This is a genomic window from Kosakonia beeri, assembly GCF_054165705.1.
The window spans coordinates 3,876,662-3,896,833 of the sequence record NZ_CM135106.1 but is presented as its reverse complement, the minus strand read 5'-3'; the positions used below and the strand labels follow the sequence as shown (position 1 = coordinate 3,896,833).

Sequence of the window (20,172 nt, the reverse complement as noted above, 5' to 3'; positions counted from 1 at the left end):
CCGGGCGGCGCGGACATGGCGCTTACTTCGCCGGAATAGCTTTCAGCAGTTCGGTCAGCAGGGTCCAGTAGTGGCCCACGCTTTCGATATGCACTTGCTCATCTGGCGAGTGCGGCCCGGTAATGGTTGGCCCAATGGAAACCATGTCCATATCCGGATACGGTTTTTTGAACAGACCACATTCCAGACCGGCATGGATCACCTGAATGTTCGGGGTCTTGTTGAACAGACGCTGGTAAGTTTCACGCACCAGCGCCATCACTGGCGAATGGGCATCTGGCTGCCAGCCAGGGTAGCCGCCTTTCGGATGGGTCGTGGCTCCAGCCAGCGCGCCGAGTGACTCCAGCATGCTCACCACGTACTCTTTTCCACTATCGACCAGAGAACGGATCAGGCAGACGATCTCTGCGTGGTCATCCTGCAGCGTTACAACGCCGACGTTAAGTGATGTTTCGACCACGCCTTTGGCGACATCGGAGTTACGGATCACACCGTTTGGCGTCGCATTCAGCAGACGTACAAACGTATCGCGGGAGGCGGTGGTCAGCGCGGCTTTGTCGCTGGTGGTGCTGTCGAGCAGAACGGTCAGGTTCTTCTCTTTCATCTCCAGCTCGTTTTTCAGGATTGCCAGATAGTCGTTTGCCAGTGTTTTCAGCTGTGCGGCTTTGTCTGCCGGTACGGCCACGGTGGCAATCGCTTCACGCGGGATGGCGTTACGCAGGGTGCCGCCGGTGAAATCGAGCAGACGCAAATCCAGTTCCTGGGCATGCGCGGCGAGGAAGCGGACCAGCAGTTTATTGGCGTTGCCCAAACCGACATGGATCTCAGCGCCGGAGTGGCCGCCTTTCAGGCCTTTCAGCGTTAGCTTAAAGGTTTCAAAGCCCGCCGGAACAGCTTCGCGGGTTAACGGCAGGTGGGTGATAAAATCGATACCGCCTGCGCAACCCATGTAGATTTCACCTTCTTCTTCGGAATCGGTGTTAATCAGAATGTCGGCCTGCAACCAGCCAGCCTGCAAACCGAATGCGCCATCCATGCCGGCTTCTTCAGTCATGGTCAGCAACACTTCCAGCGGGCCGTGTTCAACGCGGTCATCTGCCAGTACTGCCAGTGCAGACGCCATACCGATGCCGTTATCCGCACCCAGTGTGGTGCCGCGCGCTTTAACCCACTCGCCGTCGACATACGGCAGGATCGGATCTTTGGTGAAATCATGCACCGTGTCGTTATTCTTCTGCGGCACCATGTCCAGGTGCGCCTGCAGTACCACCGGTTTGCGGTTTTCCATGCCGGTCGTTGCCGGTTTACGGATCAGAATATTGCCAACCTGGTCGCGCTCTGCATGAAACCCTTTTTCCTTCGCCCAGCCCATAATGTATTCGGCCAGTTGTTCTTCATGGTAGGAGGGGTGAGGAATGGAACAAATTTTGGCAAAAATATCCCACAGCGGTTGCGGAGATAGTTGAGACAATTCAGACACAATGAGTCTCCTTACGAAGCGCCTGCGAAACATTACCTTGCAGGCCACAGGGTTAAATTAACGAGCATCGCAAGACAGCCTTGCGAGATGGCGTTGAGAATAACACTTATTGCCTGTTTACGAGCACAGGAACATGTAAAAAGCACCTGCAATGCCGGGTAACACTGGTTTTTAGCGCTTCAGATCTCTATAATCTCGCGCAACCTATTTCCCCCTAGAATACTTTTTAAGCCATAAAACACAGGCTGGGACACTTCACATGAGCGAAAAATACGTCGTCACCTGGGACATGTTGCAGATCCACGCACGCAAACTTGCCGCCCGATTGATGCCTTCTGAACAATGGAAAGGCATTATCGCCGTTAGCCGTGGCGGTCTGGTGCCAGGCGCATTGCTGGCGCGTGAGCTGGGCATTCGTCATGTTGATACCGTTTGCATCTCCAGCTATGACCACGATAACCAGCGTGAGCTGAAAGTGCTGAAACGCGCGGAAGGCGACGGTGAAGGCTTTATCGTTATCGACGATCTGGTGGACACGGGCGGCACGGCGGTTGCAATCCGCGAGATGTATCCAAAAGCCCACTTCGTTACCATTTTCGCTAAACCGGCTGGTCGCCCGCTGGTCGACGATTATGTTATTGATATCCCGCAGGATACCTGGATTGAGCAGCCGTGGGATATGGGCGTTGTCTTCGTCCCGCCGATCAGCAGCCGCTGAGGCTTCATCTGCATTTCTTTCAACGCCCGGTTTTGCCGGGCGTTGTTCATTTTAAGGCGCAACAGGTTACAATAACCTCCGGTGATAGATACATGGAGGCTGCGCGCTATGTCCCAGTCAAACCTCAGCGAGACGCTGTTCAAACCCCGTTTTAAGCATCCGGAAACGTCGACGCTGGTGCGTCGTTTTAATTCTGGCGCGCAGCCGCAGATGCAATCCGCGCTGGATGGCAAAAACGTGCCGCACTGGTATCGCATGCTCAACCGGCTGATGTGGATCTGGCGCGGCATTGATGCCCGCGAAATCCTCGAAGTTCAGGCACGCATTGTAATGGCCGGGGCGGAACGCACCGATCCGGAACTGTACGATACGGTGGTCGGTTACCGTAATGGCAACTGGATCTACGAATGGTCAGTACAGGCGATGCAGTGGCAACAAAAAGCGATGCAGGAGCAGACGGCGGAGCTGAGCGGTCGCCACTGGTTGCATGCTTCCAGTCTGTACAGCATTGCCGCCTACCCGCACATCAAGGGCGATACGCTGGCCGAACAGGCGCAGGCGCTGGCGAACCGCGCCTACGAAGAAGCGGCGCAGCGTTTGCCAGGATCGATCAAAGAGATGGAGTTCGCCATTCCGGGTGGTTCGCCAGTGACCGGGTTCTTACATATGCCGCCGGGTGAGGGCCCTTTCCCCACCGTGCTAATGTGTGGCGGGCTGGATAGCCTGCAAAGCGACTATTACACCCTGTTTGAACGCTATTTCGCCCCGCAGGGCATGGCAATGCTGACACTGGATATGCCCTCGGTGGGCTTCTCTTCAAAATGGAAGCTGACGCAGGACTCTAGCCTGCTGCACCAGCATGTTCTCAAAGCCCTGCCGAACATTCCGTGGGTTGACCATACCCGAGTTGCGGCATTTGGTTTTCGTTTTGGCGCGAATGTGGCGGTACGCCTGGCGTACCTGGAAGCGCCGCGCTTAAAAGCCGTGGCCTGTCTTGGGCCGGTGGTGCACGCTCTGCTGAATGAGCCGCAGCGTCAGAGCCGGGTGCCGGAAATGTACCTTGATGTTCTCGCCAGCCGCCTGGGCATGCATGATGCGTCAGATGAAGCGCTCCGCGTAGAACTGAACTGTTATTCATTAAAAATGCAGGGGCTTCTCGGGCGCCGCTGCCCGACGCCGATGCTGTCCGGCTTCTGGCAGAATGATCCCTTTAGCCCGGAAGAGGAGTCGCGCTTAATCACCTCGTCATCCAGCAATGGCAAGCTGTTAGAGATCCCGTTTAAGCCGGTGTATCGCAATTTTGACAGCGCGTTGCGGCAAATCACCGGATGGATCAACCATCATTTCCGTTAATAGATTGATAAATTCTATTGATTTGGTAAAACAGTTGCTTCACAAAAGGAGATCGCAATGACGTTACCGAGTGGACATCCGAAAAGCAGGTTGATTAAGAAGTTTACTGCGCTTGGGCCTTATATCCGCGAAGAGCAGTGCGAAGATAACCGTTTTTTCTTCGATTGCCTTGCTGTTTGCGTCAACGTTAAACCCGCACCCGAAAAGCGTGAGTTCTGGGGCTGGTGGATGGAAATGGAAGCGCAGGAAAGCCGTTTTACTTACCGCTATCAGTTCGGCCTTTTTGATAAAGAGGGTCAATGGAAACCGACAGCGATAAAGGATCAAGAAGTCCTCGACCGCCTGGAGCAAACGCTGCGCGATTTTCACGAGCGTGCGCGTACCTTACTGGCGTCACTTGAGCTTAAGCTGGAACCTGCCGACAACTTCAAAGAGTCTCTGAAACTCCCCGCGTAACGCCCCCAATAAAAAAAGCCCGATCGCATCTCGCGTATCGGGCCTGCACTGGCATCGTCCAGTGTTTTCCTCAATCAGGATAAAAACATGCCCTCAACGGAGGGCATGCCATATAACGAGGGTGTTACAGGTTAGATAACTTAGAACTGGTACGTCACGCCCACGGCAACGACGTCGTCGTTTGCGAGGCCCAGTTTGTTGTCGTCTTTAAGCTGGTTGATTTTGTAATCAACCATCGCAGAGAAGTTTTTATTGAAGTAGTAAGTCGCGCCTACGTCGATGTAATTCACCAGATCTTCGTCGCCAATACCGTTTTCCATGTCTTTGCCTTTGGTCAGGACATAGCCCACAGACGGACGCAGACCGAAGTCGAACTGATACTGGACAACCGCTTCAAAGTTCTGCGCTTTGTTCGCAAAACCCAGAGACGAGCTGACCGGGGTCATATTGTAAGACACGCCGTACATGGTGGCGATATACAGGTTATTGGCGTCGTATTTCACGCCAGTTGCCCAGGCTTCGGCGTTCTCGCCGCGACCCAGCGCCAGAGAGGTGTTCTGGGCGTTGGTACGGTCAGAGTTAGCGTAGGCGCCAACGATAGTGACCGGGCTGCCGCCGAAGTCATACGCCAGAGAGGTACCCCAGCCGTCGCCATTCTGCTTGATGACGCTGCTACGGCCGTTTTCATTTTTACCCTGGTATTGCAGGGTGAAATCCAGACCATCAACCGCACCGAAGAAGTCGGTGTTGCGGTAAGTCGCTACGCCGCTGGTGCGTTTGGTCATAAAGTTGTCGGTACGGGTCAGAGAGTCGCCGCCGAATTCCGGGAACATATCCGTTACGGAAGCCACATCGTACAGCACGCCGAGGTTACGACCGTAGTCGATTGAACCGAAGTCTTTGATTTTCAGACCAGCAAATGCCAGACGGGTTTTCTGACCAGAGGTGCTCTCGTCGTTGTTGCCCGCAAACTCAGCTTCCCAACGGCCAAAGCCGGTCAGCTGATCGTTAATCTGAGTTTCGCCTTTGAAGCCGAAACGCACGTAAGTTTTGTCACCGTCGTTGCTGGTATCATCGCTAAAGTAGTGCATGGCTTTTACTTTGCCGTACACGTCCAGTTTGTTGCCGTTTTTGTTATAAACTTCTGCTGCGTGAACAGAAGAAGCCGACGCAACAACGCTCATCACCATTAATGCCAGAGTGCTCTTTTTCATTTTGATTCCTGATTTAACTAACGCGCTAATATTCGCTGGGCCTTTACGCCCCGTGAAAAAACAGAAAGGGTTTTAACGCTGCGAAATTAAAGATTTATGACAAATTCAGAATATTTTTAAATATGTGTGTTTTTTTGTGTTTGCCATAAAAGTGTCAAATGGCGCCGCTACGCTTGCTGATCCCGCGCAACAAACCGGTGGGCTATTTACACTGGCAGTTGGCAAGCGCCCTCACTCCTGTTACAACGTCTGATTACGTCAGGTTTTCCTATTATTTCCTTAAAAAAACGGCAGAGAATCATGAGTGACAGCCAGACGCTGGTGGTAAAACTCGGCACCAGTGTTTTAACGGGCGGTTCCCGTCGCCTGAACCGCGCCCATATTGTGGAACTGGTGCGCCAGTGCGCCCAGCAACATGCCGCCGGGCATCGTATTGTAATTGTGACGTCCGGGGCGATTGCCGCCGGGCGCGAGCATCTGGGTTATCCGGAACTACCCGCGACCATCGCCTCCAAACAGCTGCTGGCCGCAGTAGGGCAGAGCCGTTTGATCCAGCTCTGGGAGCAGATGTTTTCCATTTATGGCATTCATGTGGGGCAGATGCTGCTGACCCGTGCCGACATGGAAGATCGCGAACGCTTTCTTAACGCCCGCGACACGATGCGTGCCTTGCTGGATAACAATATCGTACCGGTGATCAATGAAAACGACGCCGTCGCTACCGCTGAAATTAAAGTGGGCGACAACGATAACCTCTCTGCGCTGGCAGCGATCCTGGCCGGTGCCGATAAGCTGCTGCTACTGACCGATCAACAAGGTCTGTTTACCGCCGATCCGCGCAATAACCCTGAAGCCGAACTGATTCAGGATGTTTACGGCATTGATGATGCGCTACGTGCCATTGCAGGTGATAGCGTTTCTGGCCTGGGGACGGGCGGAATGGGCACCAAATTGCAGGCCGCCGACGTGGCTTGCCGCGCCGGCATCGACACCATTATTGCTGCGGGCAGTAAACCCGGCGTGATTGCCGATGTGATGGAAGGTATTGCTGTGGGCACCCATTTCCATGCGCAGGAATCGCCGCTGGAAAACCGCAAACGCTGGATCTTTGGCGCGCCGCCGGCAGGGGAAATTACGGTTGATGAAGGGGCGACAGCGGCCATTCTGGAACGCGGAAGCTCGCTGCTGCCAAAAGGCATTAAAAGCGTGACAGGCAATTTCTCCCGTGGTGAAGTGATCCGTATTCGTAATCTTGAAGGTCGTGACATTGCTCATGGTGTGAGCCGCTACAACAGCGATGCGCTGCGCCGTATTGCGGGGCAACACTCACAGCAGATCGACGCCATTCTGGGCTATGAGTATGGCCCGGTCGCTGTTCACCGCGACGATATGATCATCCGTTAAGGAGCAGAAGTATGCTGGAAGAGATGGGCATCGCTGCGAAGGCAGCGTCATACAAACTGGCATTGCTCTCCAGCCGCGAAAAAAACCGTGTGCTGGAAAAAATTGCCGATTATCTGGAATCGCAGTCAGCAGAGATCCTGCAGGCCAATGAGCAGGATTTGCTGGAAGCTCGCCGTAATGGATTGAGTGAAGCCATGCTCGATCGTCTGGCGCTGAACCCGGCACGTTTAAAGAGCATCGCCGACGATGTGCGCCAGGTTTGCAAGCTGGCGGATCCGGTGGGTCAGGTGATCGACGGGGGATTGCTGGACAGCGGCCTGCGTATCGAACGTCGCCGCGTCCCGTTGGGCGTGGTTGGCGTGATTTATGAAGCGCGGCCGAATGTCACCGTCGACGTCGCTTCGCTGTGCCTCAAAACCGGTAATGCCGCCATTTTACGCGGTGGCAAAGAAACCTGGCGCACCAATGCTGCGACGGTAAAAGTGATCCAGCAGGCACTGGAAGAGTGCGGCTTACCTGCCGGTGCGGTACAGGCGATTGAGAGCCCGGATCGCGCGCTGGTGAATGAAATGCTGCGTATGGATAAATACATCGACATGTTGATCCCGCGCGGTGGGGCTGGTCTGCACAAGCTGTGTCGCGAACAGTCAACGATCCCGGTGATCACCGGCGGTATTGGCGTGTGTCATATCGTGGTGGACGCGTCAGCAGAAATCGAACCGGCGCTGAAGATTATAGAGAACGCCAAAACCCAACGCCCGAGCACCTGTAACACCGTTGAAACGTTGCTGGTGCATCAGGGCATCGCGCAGCGTTTCTTGCCCGAACTGAGCAAGCAGATGGCGGAAAAAGGGGTAACACTTCACGCTGATGAGCCTTCGCTGGTGTTGCTGCAAAACGGCCCGGCAAAGGTCGAAGCGGTAAAAGCGGAACAGTATGACGATGAGTTTCTGTCTCTGGATCTGAACGTGAAAATCGTCGCCGATCTGGATGACGCGATTACGCATATTCGCCAGCACGGTACGCAGCATTCTGATGCGATCCTCACCAGGACGTTAAGCAATGCAAATCGTTTTGTGAATGAAGTGGATTCATCTGCCGTTTATGTCAATGCCTCTACACGCTTTACCGATGGCGGGCAGTTTGGCCTGGGCGCGGAAGTCGCTGTGAGTACCCAGAAGCTCCACGCCCGTGGACCAATGGGGCTGGAAGCGCTGACGACCTATAAGTGGATCGGTTTTGGCGACGATACCATTCGTGCTTAATTGAAGAGGGGTGATGCAAAAGTAGCCGTTTGATTCCCAAGGGCATTGACGCATCCCCCTCTTAGTTTTAACCTTCTACTCCGTGATTCACGTTCGTGGACACATCGCAGGGCCGATATAGCTCAGTTGGTAGAGCAGCGCATTCGTAATGCGAAGGTCGTAGGTTCGACTCCTATTATCGGCACCAACACTTCAAAATCCTATTAAACCCAGTAAATCCAGTGATAAACACTGCTTTATACTGTTTGATATAGGATCTTTTTCTCAGTGATTCTTTCAGTAGCAGTTGCCGCTGTGGTTAATAGTGGCAATTGGGATGTTAACTCATAGCGGCGTGTCGTTTCCAGGCTCAAACACGTACAAAGTGTGAACCGTCGCATCGTTTCGCCAACAACTTGAAGCCGATGACGTTGCCAGCGTCTCTAATCCTCTCCCAGAACCCTTGTCAATGTGGCTCGCGCTTCGTGCGGCGCTCCATGATGCAACACGTCGAGATGACGTTGCAGCGAATAAACAGGCGTAATGTTGGGAAGACTAACCGGATCGGGAAAGAATCCGGCTCTGCCACGGTTTCAGCCACCGGATCACAACGGCTACCTGATAAGAAGCCATGACAAGGCATCATCATTCCCGCGAGGGGATCACATATGGCTGGTTCTTCCCTATGAAGGGAAAAGAGCTAACTGCGGATGTCGCTACGCTCCGCCTTTCCTTATGTGCCCAACACGGCACGTAATGGTCACCTATTGGGTGTCGAACCCGTTTTCAGTGACATTTTGCAGGTTTACTTATCAGTGCGCTTTTTTATAGCCTGCCTTTGTGGCCCAACTGCGGGCCGAACTGGAGGCAATCATGGCGAAGAATTCAGCAGCAACCAAACGCAACAACCGTAAAATCCACGCTCGTAAGTTCCTGGCGACCCCAGAGGGGCAAGCCTGGCTTGAACGGAAGAAGGCCGAAGAGGCGGAATTGAAAATGGTCGCAGAGGCCAGAAAATTTATCTGATAGCAGCCAACCACAAAGGGCCGACTCGCCCTGCCCATGCGTTAACTTCTTCCGCAAAAACCGGCGCTGCTATGCTGGCCCAATACTGCGCTAAATGATTGCTATTATCTGAAATTGCCAGTAGAGATATTAATACGGCTTATAGCTGTCTACTTGAAAAACTTCTTTCTTTTCGGTTTTAGGATCGACTTCAATGATTGCTCTCGAATTCGAATCAACTAAGAGTTTAATTACGACAAACAGGTCTTTTGTGCAGCTAAAACCGTCAACGTTGTAAGCATCTCCCCAGTTGTCTATACCTTTGTGAGATTTATCAAACTTGCATTTAATTTTTTTACCGAGCTGTGAGTATGTCGCTTGACCTGCATAGTAGGTCAAAGACCTGGCACCATCTTTCGTTACAACTTTATAGCCGTCAGCAAAAGCGAGACCAGGGAGAAGGCACAGTAAAGCCAGTGCTATTTTTTTCATTCTCTGACTTACCTCATTTCTTCTCACAGTTGCGCATCTTATAGAAGAACCCTGTATTTGCATCTTCCACAATGAACCTATCGCCGAAGGTTGGACGGCGAATGAAGGTCACGCCACCTTTTTCAGCTTTTTGTTTCAATCCATCATCAATGCTTTCTAAGTCTGGGGAATATAACTGATCACCGTTAGGCATTTGAACGATGAAGTCGTTTCCGTTATCCATAACTGTTGCGGCTTTCGAGAGAATTTTGGTGGCTGTGTCCAAGCTGGAGATACGAATGTCACAAATGTATTTTCCAAGTCCCTGATCTTCTTCTGCAAATGCAGGCAATGAGAATAGCGTAAGCGCAATGATGAGTATTTTTTTCATAAATGGTCCAGAAGTGTTAAAGAAAGTAACATTTTACAGCGGGGATGTGTAAGAGCAAAGAGCCATTTATCAATGAGTGAGGTCTAGCTTCTGATTTACTTTGGTTCTATCGATGTATCAAATATCTTTAAGCATGATTTAACTTGTCTTCACCGAGAGATACCCCGCATCGCAATCTCAAGAATGATCCCGAGTGCACCTCAAAAATTTGGGGCTATGCCATTGCTTTTTTTTCAGATATAACTTGTTGACATATCTCTTATATTAACAATGTAATGCATAAGGTTCTCTCATGACAGCGATTCTTTTTATCGTAGCTTTAGTTCTGGCTTGGCCGACCGCAGGCTTGTCAATCGTTGCGTATATCGCTTTCCTTGTTTTTCAAGGTTACATGAAGGCTAAAACAAGAATGCATCATGCTGATAAGCTCCGGTCAGCAAGAGACGTGACCTCAGGGGGAGGACGGCTTCCTTCATGGATGGGTAATCGAGATAAGATTTCTGAATTTATCTATGGAGTAGAGAAGTTAGCAGAGCGTGAAGGTGTGCCGATCATCATGTCTTCACAACTTATGCTTCATGAGGAATTACAGAGAAATCTAATGCATTATGCCGGGGCTATGGAAGCTCGAGGTGCGTCGTTTATGGAGCAGCAAATGGCTGTAGCTGAAAAACTTGTTGAAATTCACAACAGAGGAAGTTGAAAAAGGAGGGGCCAGATACTGGCCCTTTTTCTAATTGTTCATTCTAATTAATATCAATAATATATCTGCAATGTAAGATTCAGTATTATTTTCGCCCCAGATAGATCTGTCTGAAATTAGGAATAATGATAACTATCACCTTTCCAGCATATTGCCCGTCAACAATCCTTTTTACAAGGATAGGGGTGTTATTTCCACAATCATAGAGATATGCATCATAAGCAAGACCCTGACCATCAATGCCTGAATCAAGTGGCTTCTCTTGAGCTTTTGTACAACGTAAAGGGTCTGAAAATTTGCTTGGAAGGTCTTCTACTCCACTAATAACAACGCTGTTACCATACAACTTAGCGTTCTCTCCATTCGCTCCGTTGTAGAGTTCAGTCTGACTTTTTGCTATAGCAAATTGAGGTAATGTAAGTATCGTAGCGATCAATATCTGAGCACAAATTTTTTTTATTGTTTTATTAACCATATTCTTTCAAAGTTCCTTATCCAAATTTCAAATATCCATCCCGCCATTATTGTGAACGGCATTACCTTCCTGCGATCAGAATCGATAATATGCTGCCGGGTGTTCGCGGGATGGATTCTACCGTATTCGTCAGAGCTAAAGATTATAAACCTTGCGCAGTTACATATAAATATGGGCTACCATCTCTCTCAGAGAATTTTATAGTCACATCAAGATCATTGCCGTTATCCATAGTCGCGACTCCTTTCCAAAATTCTTTGGTTACTTTTTCAGTAACTTTAACTCTGACACATTGAGCAGCCTGATTACCATATTTGTCATGGGCAAGTTGAGAAACGATATTGCAAGCGATCCCCAAGTTCTGATTCTGTACATCGGACTCACTCATTAACCATGCACCACCAAAAGCAAGAATCCAAACCAGAACAAGCCACCGTGAGCGCTTCCAAAGGTAGAAAGGTGTAATTATTATCCCTATCAAAGCATGGGGTTTACCTTCTTTTGAATGCCAAATGTCCAGAACTACTACAATCGAAGTTATGATAAAGGGGACGAGGTAAAAGGCGATTTTGTTCGTCTCATAGTCCAGAGGCAACAACCCAAAAACAAGCGGCAATAGTGCAAGCAGAATGGCGAAAACATCACGTTTGAAATTCATTTTTCCCTAACCTTGTTAATAAGATAACTCCTATTTTATAACCTTTAACATGGAGTAAGCCAATAGCTTCCGCAACTTTTCATACTTGACATTGAACCGTGTGTACATACTAGTTTGCTCGGCATTTTCCATGTTTTATTCGTCTGAATCCTCTGTATCGAATGTTTTCACGCTGAGGCAATGCTTGCTCCTCGTCACATAGCTGAATGAGTAAATGGAATTTTCATAGCGGCATAAAGTTTTGCCGTTTGCTGTCTCCTCTTGTTCAGTGAGTTGCATCGTGATCCGGCCTGCGTGTGCTGTCACAGGCTGACATGCAAGCAGGGCCAACAAGGTTAATGTTGTTGTACGTTTTTTCATCTACTCGTCCCCATGTTGTTAAATGTTCAGATCGTAGGTCTGATTCACTTCGTCTTGCGTAATATCGAGGTACGTCATGGTGACCGCCGGGCTGCTGTGGTTCAGCATTTTGGATATTGTCTCGATAGGTACGCCACGTTCCCACAACGCCCGCCCGCGACACTTGCGGGCGCTGTGTGTCCCGATGTTTTTATCCGTGACCATTTCCCCGGCCTCACTGAATGCCCTGCTGGCTGACTCACGAGAGACTGGCTTTGCCGCCTTATTCTTCACCCTGTTAGATCGGGACTGAAACAGGAAAGTATCTTCGGGATATGCCGCACGGCGGCGGTTGATAATCTCCCGCGCCTTTTCATTAATGGGGATAACCCGCGCTTTTTTCGTCTTGCTCTCTATGATGCGGATCTCCGTCCCGGCAACGTCTTTAAAGGTCAGTGCCAACAGATCACTAATGCGTAACGCCAGGTTGAGGTTGAGCACCCAGGCGTCTGCGTAGGTCTCATTGCGATACCTTAAAACCTTCTCAATTGCTGCCGCCTCTTCCAGCGTTGGCGCGTTGGTTTTTGCCATGATTTGTTTCTCCGTAATTGTTCCAGCAAATGAATTATTGATCACAAAATGATAATTTTAAAGGTTTTTTTTGATCATTTTTATTAGGTCACAATAAGTAGAGAGTATACCCACCCCCGCCGGAGAGACACACCGACAAGGGCCATGCCGAAGACTGGTAGGCTGGAAAACATCCTGCGGACTCTGAGCAGGGTTAGCATCTTTGGACTCGAAGAACGGTTAAGTGCCTGTCTGGCTGGCTTAATTAAAATGAAACATTATTTCAAAATATCTTGGTGGTTGAGTTATCGAGTCCTCGCCCGGTTCCTAGTCGCTTGGCTGAACTGGGTCAATCTATGCGGATTTTTGCATTTTAATTAAAATTTACTGCATATTTATTCGCATGATGATTGCATAAAACAACGGTACGGCGGCGGCAGAGGCGATAATGCGATAAAAGTTATTATAATTCAGTAAGTTGGTTGTTCGTCCTCTTGCTTAGGTCACACTTGAATATAGTGTGACCTAACTCAGGGCGTCGCTTTTCCCTCTACCTGATAAGCAAGGTTTACCCACCCATATGACGCCAAGCGCTGGCGATGTGTCCCGGTTCCGGGCCCTGGTCTTTGTCTTATCCCACAACATTTCCGGCCTCAACCCTTCCACCATCCGGCAACCCTTACCACGCTTCATCAGAAGCCCTTAGCGGCGTTTGCCGTCGCGATCTGAATCTTGATTACCACAATCATAGCGCCTTCCAGAACGCATCCCATGAGCTTAAAATCGGGCTGAAAGGCGAGGCAATTCTCATCGTTTCTGGTTTTTTGGCGAAGGAATTTTTTTTTCAACGAAATGGGGCGTCGTGAATGAATCCGGTTTAGCACCGCGATGCACAGGTAAGCCACGATATTGGCAGACAGAATTGACGAACCCGCGCCAGCCGTGGCGCTCAGGGCATACCACTGTATAACTCCCACCATAGCGAAGGTCATAACTTGACCTCATCCGCACGCGGATAGCCACCTGGACGGGGCGAAATAGGGCAGGTTACGGCGAATTTAGTTCTACTTGATCATTATTAATAGGCTATTTAATGGCATTTGTTTTGAGAAAAGATCGCCGGGTGGCGTGGGTGATATGGCAGGCGTAACCTAGGTGATTATCACCGGAGTTCATCGTTGACCACTGAGGAAAGTTCGGTGGTAAATCCATATTAACCACTGAGGAAAGTTCAGCGGTGACCACTGAGGAAAGTTCAGTATACTAAGATCATTAACTAGATCAGTAAAACCTTTGACTAGATCAGTAAAACCCTATGCGGTCTTCCCTGGCCGTGAAGACCTTACGCAAGGTCAACATCCACACCTTTTTAGATCGCCATCACAATGGCTATCTGTTTGTTGGTCTCTGTTCAGTCGCTACGCTTCACGCTTCGCGATATCCATCGCCCATGCGGTGACTCGTTATCCTGTTCTGACCGAACAGGCTCGCCACCTTTTGGGCAGCAAGGCTACAGCCGCGCAGTAACTTTGGAACATTGTCACGAGGAGTGTAACCCGCAGAGTCAATGGGGCGGCGAGGGGGGCCGGGCGAAAGTCTGGACTGATAAGCAAATCCCGTGCCAACTTCATCGTATCAACCCATCTGAGGCTTCACGGGAGGCCCGTAGAGCGATTAAAACACCTCATACCATACGAAGGTAGCGGGTGTGGGGCAGACGCCCGCAGAATCGCTTACAGCGCGTTTAAAAGACCTTGACATTGAACCTTAAATAAGAGTATAGTAAGATTGGCGAAGTGATATTATCTTGACAAATGCTTGCATTGCTGATAACATGGCTTTCAACAATTAAGGTCATCACCGCCCGGTGTAAAGTCCTGACTAAATGGGTACACGCAGACCCTCCGATAATTTCAATCCTACGGAGGAACCCAAATGAACAAACCGAAATCCCAACGCATCACCCCTGCCACCATGACAGGCGAGCAGATCGCAGACGCCATCATGTACGGTACGTACACCAAAACCGCGCTTTGGTCTTTCATCTCCAGAAATGGTGGAGCTGATGCGGCCCACGCTAAGTACCCGCAGCTTGCCGTTGCACTTCATATCCTGAAACAGGAACGGAGGAAAGCGAAAAGCGCTCGTGCGGTCAAGGTGATCCTCAAGCCGTTATCCCGCCAGTACGCTGACGGTCAGTCCCTGACTGAGATATTAGCCCCGGTACTCCAGGGTTACCGCCGCCTGTACCGTGAGAAACTCAACCTCGATATGACGCCCGAGCAGGTGATCATGTTCCTGGCCGCTACCCACGGTGTGGAGAACCTGGAACAACACGGTTACAGCGTTGCGGGCAACTTCCTGACAGCTACGACAGCGTGATCCCATCCGGCGCAACGCCGGGCCAATCAAATTGCCTCAAACAGGGCAAACCAACCAAAAATCAAGGCCATGCAGGCCGATAGAGTCCTGATCGCACAACCGTGATCGCAGGAGCGAACCTGTATGCCTCAACGGAGGGGGAAAATTGAATGATTAATCTGCGATTCACACCTGAGCTGTTCGCCATCATCCGCACCAACGCTGCGGCTGAGGGGATCGGAGTCGGCCTGTACCTGGTTCGGCTAATTGAAAATACGTTAATTCCAAAAACTGGGAGAGAAAATGAGTGCAGCAGCAAAAACTAAAAATTACGACGTGGTTCCTACCAGCGTCCGCCGGATGACGAAGTTACATACCCCTGCAGGGGATATTAAATTCACGCCTCTGATGAAACTGATCTACTCGTACATATGGACATTCCAGGGGAATGAGAACAGGGGCAATGATGATCCGATTCATACCAATACTAACGTCATCGCCTGGGAAATGGGAATATCCGAAAGGGCGCTGATCGACGCGCTCAATGCGCTGGATGCTGCGAGAGTGGTGATAAAGGGTACCGTCAAGGTTCGCGGTAACGTCAACTCCAGCAATTACGTAGCGGTCCCGCCTGCTTCCGTTGTTACATTGGGTGTCACTCCGCCTTCACCTGGCAAACGGAAGGTGATCAAAAAGGGCAAAAAAACCGATGAAAAGGCCGCAGAGGCTGCAACGCAGGCAGAACAGGCACCATCAACTGCTACACCGTCCACTGATGCGCCCGCAGGTACGCCCGCTGATCAGAGTCCCGACCTGGCCTCTGAGTCTGCCACGTCTACTGCTGGACAGCGCTATAGCGTGGAATCTGATAATGACCGTAGCAGCGATGATCTCACCAATGGTGGTCATGAGATGAGCCAGGATGAGCAGGAATGCCAAGAATACAACGATGATCCACCGTTTCCACGAGAGAAACCAGAGCCAGAGGAAACCGCAGGCCGGGTTATAGCTCCACTCGATGATCTCCGCCACTGGTCGTATGTTGGTGATGATGGCCTTGCCAACTACGGCGTAATATGGGGTGTATCAGGCGCTGGCCTTGATAATCTGATTGGTGAACACCTCAAGATCAGAGAAGCGGAAGCAGAAAAAAACTTTAAATCGCAGAGGGCACATTGATTGATAAACGCAAGGCGCTGACCGCCACCCAGAACGAACAAGAAGAAGATCAACCAGAACCCCTTCCCGATTTAACGCGATTGTACAAGCGGCGTTGCCGCGATGGCGACGTTATGCAGCGATGCAAACGGATGCTTATAGCGGGTTACCCGCCGGGCAAAGTGGCTTGCCTGCTGCGTTTGCCGATTGAGCGAGTGAAGGAGCTGTACGAAAACAGCTATAACAGCCGCTGCCGCCGATTTGCGAACCCGAACAACGGCAGATTAATCCACACCATGTGGAGCGAAGGCGCAACGCTCGCGGAGGTCTGCCAAGCGCTGGGATTGCCGCTTTATACAGTGGTGTTGTCACTTCGGCAGAATGGCGTTACCAATGCCGCAATGGCTCCACGGATGCCGGAGCACGATGATCCGCTGTATGTTGAATATCGGCAGGTTGTGGTCCGAAAAGCTACAAGCAAATCGCGGTCTATTCAGATCAATCCTGTTCGCCGCGTTAGAAAAAGCCAACAAACCACAACAGCGAGCCAGACCGCGACGGCCTGACCTTGAACCTCATAGACCTTTTACCATACCTGCCCGTTGCATGGCTGGCGTATCGTTGCGCCCGTGACGGGCTGGTTATCCTATTAAGGAATAAAAACAAAAATGAAAAACTTGCTCAAAACCGTTCGCGATTCCATAGCCGCAGCCATGAACGGGCGCACCATCGAACAGATGGAAACCGAACAGCTCAAACAGAATGTAAAAAACGCCGTGGATGACTATTTAATCCGCCATCCCTATTGGCAACCATCAACGAAGCCAGCGCCAGCAGTCGCGCCAGTTGCCAACACTAAACAAAAGGCCAAACGTATCATGAAGACGCTGGGCGCTGGGGCAGGTGTCTTTACTCCCCATGTTGTGGACGAAGCGGCGTTAGCTCGTGCTCGCTCCAAATGCCGGGAGATCGTCGCCGCCGATCCGGCTGCGTACTCCTACGTGATCCCGTCAGAGCCACTGCCTGACCAAGATAAACCGGGCGGGGCGGGTATAATACAGGGCTAATGATAAAGGGGGCAGGGAAGCCTTCCTTCTTTGCATTCACAGATGAAATTAGAAGTCAACAAATTTAACGCAAATTCTGATTGCAATTTAAATAATAACGTGTTAAAATTATATATAAGGTGATTAATAGATTCGAAAGAGTCTACTGCGAACTACAGCCAATTGAACGTAATTTAATCTCCTCTCAGGCGCTGGCTCCTTGATACCTCGCACGGGCCATCTTTGCTTTCCAGCGCCGCTTATTCCTCTGCCGTGGTATTAGCCTTCCGCGATGGGGTTTGCCAGCGGTCTAACAACCGCAATAAGTCCCGGCTCTCCTCCGGGCCATCTTGCCATGATGATAACTGGCACGAGCGCACGGCGTAGGGATTCAGAGGCCTCCCGCCGTTGTCGCTCCCTTATTCCAGCCCGGTAAAGCCGGGTTAGCAGAGCTAACGCCCGTAGAGGGCGCTGCACATTCCCATCTCTCAGAAAAATAACGATAAAGATCCTCGTTGCTCCTCAGGGGCGGTATCTTCGCCGCCCGCCTTTTTTCTGATGCAGAAACAAATAGAGGAAGGTCGCCAGTGGCGACCTCTTTTGTACTCGCACGCCGTCAATTCTGACGATACGGCCCGAAAGGCCAAAGCCTACAGGCCAGCAAACAACAACTTTATGGAGTGACTTTTATGAAAATGGGCGAATCCCAACTCACGTATAACGATGTGATTACTAGTCACGTCAGCGGCAACTTTGACCGCAAGACCATTAACATCCCAACCCTGGCCGTAGAAGTACAACCAGGCTCCTGCATCAAGTCAGACGGCACTGCTTACACCTCAGGTGATGATTGCCTGCTGGTTCTGAGCCACCACCGCGCGGGCGACGATGCCAACATTATTGTGGCCGATCGCTTAATTTACATCAGACCTGAAACGGTGACCGCCGTTATGGGCGCGACCGTGGGCGCGGCGGCAATTGCCGCCCTGACTAAATCCGGCAATGTTCGTATTGCCCTTGCCGACAAATAATCCAACCGATAAGGAAATCACAACATGGCTCTAACAAAAGATTTTTCATACGTCGATTACAGTTCGACTTTTGCTAACGTTCCGGCTCGCAACCGTATCTTAACCAACCTGAACATTTTCCAGCGTGACGTTACTGACCAGTTTAAAACCAGTCTGGACATCCTTAATGCTCAGGCTGACACCATCGCCCCAGCAGCGAATCGCTTTTCCAGCGAATGGGGAAGCACACCGAAGCCAAAAGCAGCTAACCATCTGATCGAGCTTCCTCTGTTCCCTACGCAGGATGTGATCACGGCAGCAGACGTGCAGCCATTCCGTAAAATCGGATCGCCGCTACAGGCCAGCGTGCTGGATGCTGTGACTGCTAAAAGCCTGGCTCACTATGAACGCTTTGCTGCGACTCGTGAACGCATGTTTGCTGAAAGCCTGTTCCGTCATCGTGTCACCGATATGCAGTACACCGCCGACGGACCAACCTTGGATTGGTCCGAAGAGTTCGGGTATGACCAGAGCACCGGGATCATCTACACGGGGGTTGCTGCTGATCCGTTAGAATCCCTGTCCGAAGAGGTCAGTGCCATGAAACGCCGCATGGGTGGTCTTACTTCTCTGCTGAAAGGCATCTACCTGTTCGCGGGTTCCAACCTGTTCAAGAAGCTGCGTTTTAATCCATCGGTTCGCCAGCTTGTGCAGTACGGTGTCCTTGATCCTGATGGTCTGGTATTCAATAAAGAGATCAACCCGGCATTCAGCTATTACGTCCTGGATAACGTGACCGTGGTCGAGATGTCCGATACCGATTTCTACGGCATCGGGGCAGATCAAGGTTTCATGGTTCCGGTCTTCGAGAAGCCGTTAAGTGCTGATCAGGCATCACCATTTACCAATTTGGTAGGCCCGACAAGCCGCAACCTGGAACTCGCCTTTGCTGACGTGGTGGACTTCCGCATCTATAGCAGCACCGATGCGTATAAGAACATTACGCTATCAAGTGAGTTCAGCCTGTTGCCGATTTGCTACCGCCCGGATCTGGTAACTGCCATCACTAACGATGCTTCGTAATCAGGCGAGGTAACAGTCCAACGGGATAAGACCCCAGGGGCTAACGGCTTTGGGGGCCATCCTCGGCCCCTCCGTCATTTTCCCAGCGTCGCAATGGCGACGTTAACGAAGTTAACCCGCGTCAAGCGGGCTGTACTTGGAGAGGTAAAAATATGCAATTGAAGATTCTGGGTATGGGCAACGCGCAGTTGCTGAGTATGAACGTTAAGACTCTTGATGACGCGGGCATCATTAATATCAGTCAGCTATGTCGGGCGCTAGATGTTAAGAGGAGTACATTCCTCTCGCGCGTGGCGAATTCGGGACTCGAAGCGGCAATTTTGCATTTTGCTGCGATCAAAAAGCAGCGGGATGTACTAGCCACGCTATCAGAGAAAAATGCAGCCGCATTACTCGCTGCCTGCACTGCCAGCATCACAAGTAATACCAATACCACACGTTAAACCGGACGGGAAACCGTCCGGTTGTTTTTTTTCGTGCAAGAAATTAATCGTTTGATATAATTTATAGTTCCCAGTCGTGAACTAGTTTGTTTATAACAGCCAGAGTTATGCCAAGTTTTATTTCATGATCATCAATATCGCCAAGTGATTCTTTAATGAATTTATTTACAATATCAAAATCTAAGCTGACAGAGTCTTTTATCAAATCATCAAAGTCGATTTTTCCTGCGAATAAATCCTTTTGTTGCTGCTTTAGACGCGAAATAAATTGACCAGTTCTCTCCGGTAGATAATCAAGATTGATATCGTCAATTGTTTTTTTAATGCCTTGATTGAAATGGGATTCAATATAATTACTTACCCCATCATTATAGAGATGTGTAGCAATTTCTTTTGCTTCTATTTTATTGCGCACAAAAACTTCAAGTTTACTAATTAACGAGTTGTAAGATGTAGCCATTAACTCCTGAGGGGACTGTTTAGGTTTGTCTTTTTTTCCAAATAATTTTGAAAACATTACGATTCCCAGTTAAATATTAATTTCACATGATGATAAAATTTACTATGATATTCCCTCGTTGTCTTCCTAA

At 50.3% G+C, this 20,172-nt stretch carries 24 protein-coding genes and 1 tRNA gene; 15 read left to right on the top strand and 10 right to left on the bottom strand.

The genetic code is table 11. The features are described 5' to 3' along the window. Positions 1-22: 22 nt before the first annotated feature. Entirely contained in the window at positions 23-1,480 is a 1,458-nt protein-coding gene (gene pepD / locus ACUY4S_RS18490) for a cytosol nonspecific dipeptidase (protein ID WP_458023547.1), read from the bottom strand. A gap of 259 nt (positions 1,481-1,739) precedes the next feature. Here pepD and gpt point away from each other — a divergent pair, with 259 nt between their 5' ends. The 3 genes from gpt to crl all read left to right on the top strand — a co-directional run bounded on the left by gpt (position 1,740) and on the right by crl (position 4,007). After that, positions 1,740-2,198 carry a xanthine phosphoribosyltransferase gene (gene gpt / locus ACUY4S_RS18485; protein WP_214602298.1) on the top strand — a complete coding sequence of 153 codons (459 nt, stop codon included), beginning with the start codon at positions 1,740-1,742 and terminating at the stop codon, positions 2,196-2,198. Between the two features lie 108 nt (positions 2,199-2,306). Continuing rightward, positions 2,307-3,551 carry an esterase FrsA gene (frsA, locus tag ACUY4S_RS18480; RefSeq protein WP_312688851.1) on the top strand — a complete coding sequence of 415 codons (1,245 nt, stop codon included), beginning with the start codon at positions 2,307-2,309 and terminating at the stop codon, positions 3,549-3,551. Positions 3,552-3,608: 57 nt separating this feature from the next. Then, positions 3,609-4,007 carry a sigma factor-binding protein Crl gene (crl, locus tag ACUY4S_RS18475; RefSeq protein ID WP_312688853.1) on the top strand — a complete coding sequence of 133 codons (399 nt, stop codon included), beginning with the start codon at positions 3,609-3,611 and terminating at the stop codon, positions 4,005-4,007. Between the two features lie 140 nt (positions 4,008-4,147). Here crl and phoE read toward each other — a convergent pair whose 3' ends face one another. Then, a complete protein-coding gene (gene phoE, locus ACUY4S_RS18470) occupies positions 4,148-5,221 on the bottom strand; it encodes a phosphoporin PhoE (protein ID WP_312688855.1) in 1,074 nt (357 codons plus the stop codon). Between the two features lie 300 nt (positions 5,222-5,521). On the opposite strand from phoE, the gene proB reads away from it, so the two are divergent. The 4 genes from proB to ACUY4S_RS18450 all read left to right on the top strand — a co-directional run bounded on the left by proB (position 5,522) and on the right by ACUY4S_RS18450 (position 8,895). Continuing rightward, complete coding sequence (gene proB / locus ACUY4S_RS18465) at positions 5,522-6,625, top strand: glutamate 5-kinase (RefSeq protein WP_458023546.1); 1,104 nt, start codon at positions 5,522-5,524, stop codon at positions 6,623-6,625. 11 nt (positions 6,626-6,636) lie between these two features. Further along, positions 6,637-7,890 carry a glutamate-5-semialdehyde dehydrogenase gene (gene proA / locus ACUY4S_RS18460; protein WP_312688859.1) on the top strand — a complete coding sequence of 418 codons (1,254 nt, stop codon included), beginning with the start codon at positions 6,637-6,639 and terminating at the stop codon, positions 7,888-7,890. Positions 7,891-8,001: 111 nt separating this feature from the next. After that, a tRNA-Thr gene (locus tag ACUY4S_RS18455) sits at positions 8,002-8,077 on the top strand. Between the two features lie 665 nt (positions 8,078-8,742). Beyond that, positions 8,743-8,895 (top strand): hypothetical protein, encoded by a 153-nt coding sequence (locus tag ACUY4S_RS18450; protein WP_191997239.1) that lies wholly within the window; start codon positions 8,743-8,745, stop codon positions 8,893-8,895. Between the two features lie 129 nt (positions 8,896-9,024). Here the strand turns inward: ACUY4S_RS18450 and ACUY4S_RS18445 are convergent, their stop codons facing one another. Continuing rightward, positions 9,025-9,366, bottom strand: a complete 342-nt coding sequence (locus ACUY4S_RS18445; RefSeq protein WP_162263563.1) for a hypothetical protein — start codon at positions 9,364-9,366, stop codon at positions 9,025-9,027. Between the two features lie 13 nt (positions 9,367-9,379). Beyond that, entirely contained in the window at positions 9,380-9,736 is a 357-nt protein-coding gene (locus ACUY4S_RS18440; RefSeq protein WP_458023545.1) for a hypothetical protein, read from the bottom strand. A 292-nt stretch (positions 9,737-10,028) separates the two neighbouring features. On the opposite strand from ACUY4S_RS18440, the gene ACUY4S_RS18435 reads away from it, so the two are divergent. Continuing rightward, positions 10,029-10,439 carry a hypothetical protein gene (locus ACUY4S_RS18435; RefSeq protein WP_162263561.1) on the top strand — a complete coding sequence of 137 codons (411 nt, stop codon included), beginning with the start codon at positions 10,029-10,031 and terminating at the stop codon, positions 10,437-10,439. Positions 10,440-10,524: 85 nt separating this feature from the next. Here the strand turns inward: ACUY4S_RS18435 and ACUY4S_RS18430 are convergent, their stop codons facing one another. From ACUY4S_RS18430 to ACUY4S_RS18410, 5 genes are all read right to left on the bottom strand, one after another. After that, positions 10,525-10,914 carry a hypothetical protein gene (locus ACUY4S_RS18430; RefSeq protein WP_162264019.1) on the bottom strand — a complete coding sequence of 130 codons (390 nt, stop codon included), beginning with the start codon at positions 10,912-10,914 and terminating at the stop codon, positions 10,525-10,527. A 142-nt stretch (positions 10,915-11,056) separates the two neighbouring features. Continuing rightward, positions 11,057-11,572 carry a hypothetical protein gene (locus tag ACUY4S_RS18425; protein ID WP_162263559.1) on the bottom strand — a complete coding sequence of 172 codons (516 nt, stop codon included), beginning with the start codon at positions 11,570-11,572 and terminating at the stop codon, positions 11,057-11,059. A gap of 135 nt (positions 11,573-11,707) precedes the next feature. After that, positions 11,708-11,932 (bottom strand): hypothetical protein, encoded by a 225-nt coding sequence (locus tag ACUY4S_RS18420; protein ID WP_162263558.1) that lies wholly within the window; start codon positions 11,930-11,932, stop codon positions 11,708-11,710. A gap of 18 nt (positions 11,933-11,950) precedes the next feature. After that, positions 11,951-12,502, bottom strand: coding sequence for a tyrosine-type recombinase/integrase (locus ACUY4S_RS18415; protein WP_162263557.1), 552 nt, complete (start codon positions 12,500-12,502; stop codon positions 11,951-11,953). Positions 12,503-13,173: 671 nt separating this feature from the next. Further along, positions 13,174-13,473, bottom strand: coding sequence for a hypothetical protein (locus ACUY4S_RS18410; RefSeq protein ID WP_180850317.1), 300 nt, complete (start codon positions 13,471-13,473; stop codon positions 13,174-13,176). A gap of 943 nt (positions 13,474-14,416) precedes the next feature. Between ACUY4S_RS18410 and ACUY4S_RS18405 the strand changes: the two genes are divergently transcribed. The 7 genes from ACUY4S_RS18405 to ACUY4S_RS18375 all read left to right on the top strand — a co-directional run bounded on the left by ACUY4S_RS18405 (position 14,417) and on the right by ACUY4S_RS18375 (position 19,582). Then, the gene (locus ACUY4S_RS18405; RefSeq protein ID WP_458023544.1) at positions 14,417-14,863 is read left to right on the top strand and encodes a hypothetical protein; all 447 of its coding nucleotides are present in this window, start codon (positions 14,417-14,419) and stop codon (positions 14,861-14,863) included. A gap of 282 nt (positions 14,864-15,145) precedes the next feature. Then, on the top strand, positions 15,146-16,021 hold the full coding sequence (locus tag ACUY4S_RS18400; protein WP_458023543.1) for a hypothetical protein: 876 nt from the start codon (positions 15,146-15,148) through the stop codon (positions 16,019-16,021). After that, positions 16,018-16,566 (top strand): hypothetical protein, encoded by a 549-nt coding sequence (locus ACUY4S_RS18395; RefSeq protein ID WP_148720161.1) that lies wholly within the window; start codon positions 16,018-16,020, stop codon positions 16,564-16,566. Before ACUY4S_RS18400 ends, ACUY4S_RS18395 begins: the two co-directional genes overlap by 4 nt. A gap of 102 nt (positions 16,567-16,668) precedes the next feature. Further along, positions 16,669-17,067 carry a hypothetical protein gene (locus ACUY4S_RS18390; protein ID WP_064165078.1) on the top strand — a complete coding sequence of 133 codons (399 nt, stop codon included), beginning with the start codon at positions 16,669-16,671 and terminating at the stop codon, positions 17,065-17,067. 668 nt (positions 17,068-17,735) lie between these two features. Beyond that, positions 17,736-18,077, top strand: a complete 342-nt coding sequence (locus ACUY4S_RS18385; RefSeq protein ID WP_458023542.1) for a hypothetical protein — start codon at positions 17,736-17,738, stop codon at positions 18,075-18,077. A gap of 24 nt (positions 18,078-18,101) precedes the next feature. Next, positions 18,102-19,139, top strand: coding sequence for a major capsid protein (locus ACUY4S_RS18380; protein WP_458023541.1), 1,038 nt, complete (start codon positions 18,102-18,104; stop codon positions 19,137-19,139). 152 nt (positions 19,140-19,291) lie between these two features. Further along, a complete protein-coding gene (locus tag ACUY4S_RS18375) occupies positions 19,292-19,582 on the top strand; it encodes a hypothetical protein (RefSeq protein WP_458023540.1) in 291 nt (96 codons plus the stop codon). 61 nt (positions 19,583-19,643) lie between these two features. Here ACUY4S_RS18375 and ACUY4S_RS18370 read toward each other — a convergent pair whose 3' ends face one another. Continuing rightward, complete coding sequence (locus ACUY4S_RS18370) at positions 19,644-20,099, bottom strand: hypothetical protein (RefSeq protein WP_458023539.1); 456 nt, start codon at positions 20,097-20,099, stop codon at positions 19,644-19,646. Positions 20,100-20,172 lie beyond the last annotated feature (73 nt).

Excerpts from the sequence above, each read along its gene's own strand:
- gpt (WP_214602298.1), top strand. The coding sequence starts at position 1,740 with ATGAGCGAAAAATACGTCGTCACCTGGGACATGTTGCAGATCCACGCA.
- frsA (WP_312688851.1), top strand. The coding sequence starts at position 2,307 with ATGTCCCAGTCAAACCTCAGCGAGACGCTGTTCAAACCCCGTTTTAAG.
- crl (WP_312688853.1), top strand. The coding sequence starts at position 3,609 with ATGACGTTACCGAGTGGACATCCGAAAAGCAGGTTGATTAAGAAGTTT.
- phoE (WP_312688855.1), bottom strand. The coding sequence starts at position 5,221 with ATGAAAAAGAGCACTCTGGCATTAATGGTGATGAGCGTTGTTGCGTCG.
- proB (WP_458023546.1), top strand. The coding sequence starts at position 5,522 with ATGAGTGACAGCCAGACGCTGGTGGTAAAACTCGGCACCAGTGTTTTA.
- proA (WP_312688859.1), top strand. The coding sequence starts at position 6,637 with ATGCTGGAAGAGATGGGCATCGCTGCGAAGGCAGCGTCATACAAACTG.
- ACUY4S_RS18450 (WP_191997239.1), top strand. The coding sequence starts at position 8,743 with ATGGCGAAGAATTCAGCAGCAACCAAACGCAACAACCGTAAAATCCAC.
- ACUY4S_RS18445 (WP_162263563.1), bottom strand. The coding sequence starts at position 9,366 with ATGAAAAAAATAGCACTGGCTTTACTGTGCCTTCTCCCTGGTCTCGCT.
- ACUY4S_RS18440 (WP_458023545.1), bottom strand. The coding sequence starts at position 9,736 with ATGAAAAAAATACTCATCATTGCGCTTACGCTATTCTCATTGCCTGCA.
- ACUY4S_RS18435 (WP_162263561.1), top strand. The coding sequence starts at position 10,029 with ATGACAGCGATTCTTTTTATCGTAGCTTTAGTTCTGGCTTGGCCGACC.
- ACUY4S_RS18430 (WP_162264019.1), bottom strand. The coding sequence starts at position 10,914 with ATGGTTAATAAAACAATAAAAAAAATTTGTGCTCAGATATTGATCGCT.
- ACUY4S_RS18425 (WP_162263559.1), bottom strand. The coding sequence starts at position 11,572 with ATGAATTTCAAACGTGATGTTTTCGCCATTCTGCTTGCACTATTGCCG.
- ACUY4S_RS18420 (WP_162263558.1), bottom strand. The coding sequence starts at position 11,932 with ATGAAAAAACGTACAACAACATTAACCTTGTTGGCCCTGCTTGCATGT.
- ACUY4S_RS18415 (WP_162263557.1), bottom strand. The coding sequence starts at position 12,502 with ATGGCAAAAACCAACGCGCCAACGCTGGAAGAGGCGGCAGCAATTGAG.
- ACUY4S_RS18410 (WP_180850317.1), bottom strand. The coding sequence starts at position 13,473 with ATGACCTTCGCTATGGTGGGAGTTATACAGTGGTATGCCCTGAGCGCC.
- ACUY4S_RS18405 (WP_458023544.1), top strand. The coding sequence starts at position 14,417 with ATGAACAAACCGAAATCCCAACGCATCACCCCTGCCACCATGACAGGC.
- ACUY4S_RS18400 (WP_458023543.1), top strand. The coding sequence starts at position 15,146 with ATGAGTGCAGCAGCAAAAACTAAAAATTACGACGTGGTTCCTACCAGC.
- ACUY4S_RS18390 (WP_064165078.1), top strand. The coding sequence starts at position 16,669 with ATGAAAAACTTGCTCAAAACCGTTCGCGATTCCATAGCCGCAGCCATG.
- ACUY4S_RS18385 (WP_458023542.1), top strand. The coding sequence starts at position 17,736 with ATGAAAATGGGCGAATCCCAACTCACGTATAACGATGTGATTACTAGT.
- ACUY4S_RS18380 (WP_458023541.1), top strand. The coding sequence starts at position 18,102 with ATGGCTCTAACAAAAGATTTTTCATACGTCGATTACAGTTCGACTTTT.
- ACUY4S_RS18375 (WP_458023540.1), top strand. The coding sequence starts at position 19,292 with ATGCAATTGAAGATTCTGGGTATGGGCAACGCGCAGTTGCTGAGTATG.
- ACUY4S_RS18370 (WP_458023539.1), bottom strand. The coding sequence starts at position 20,099 with ATGTTTTCAAAATTATTTGGAAAAAAAGACAAACCTAAACAGTCCCCT.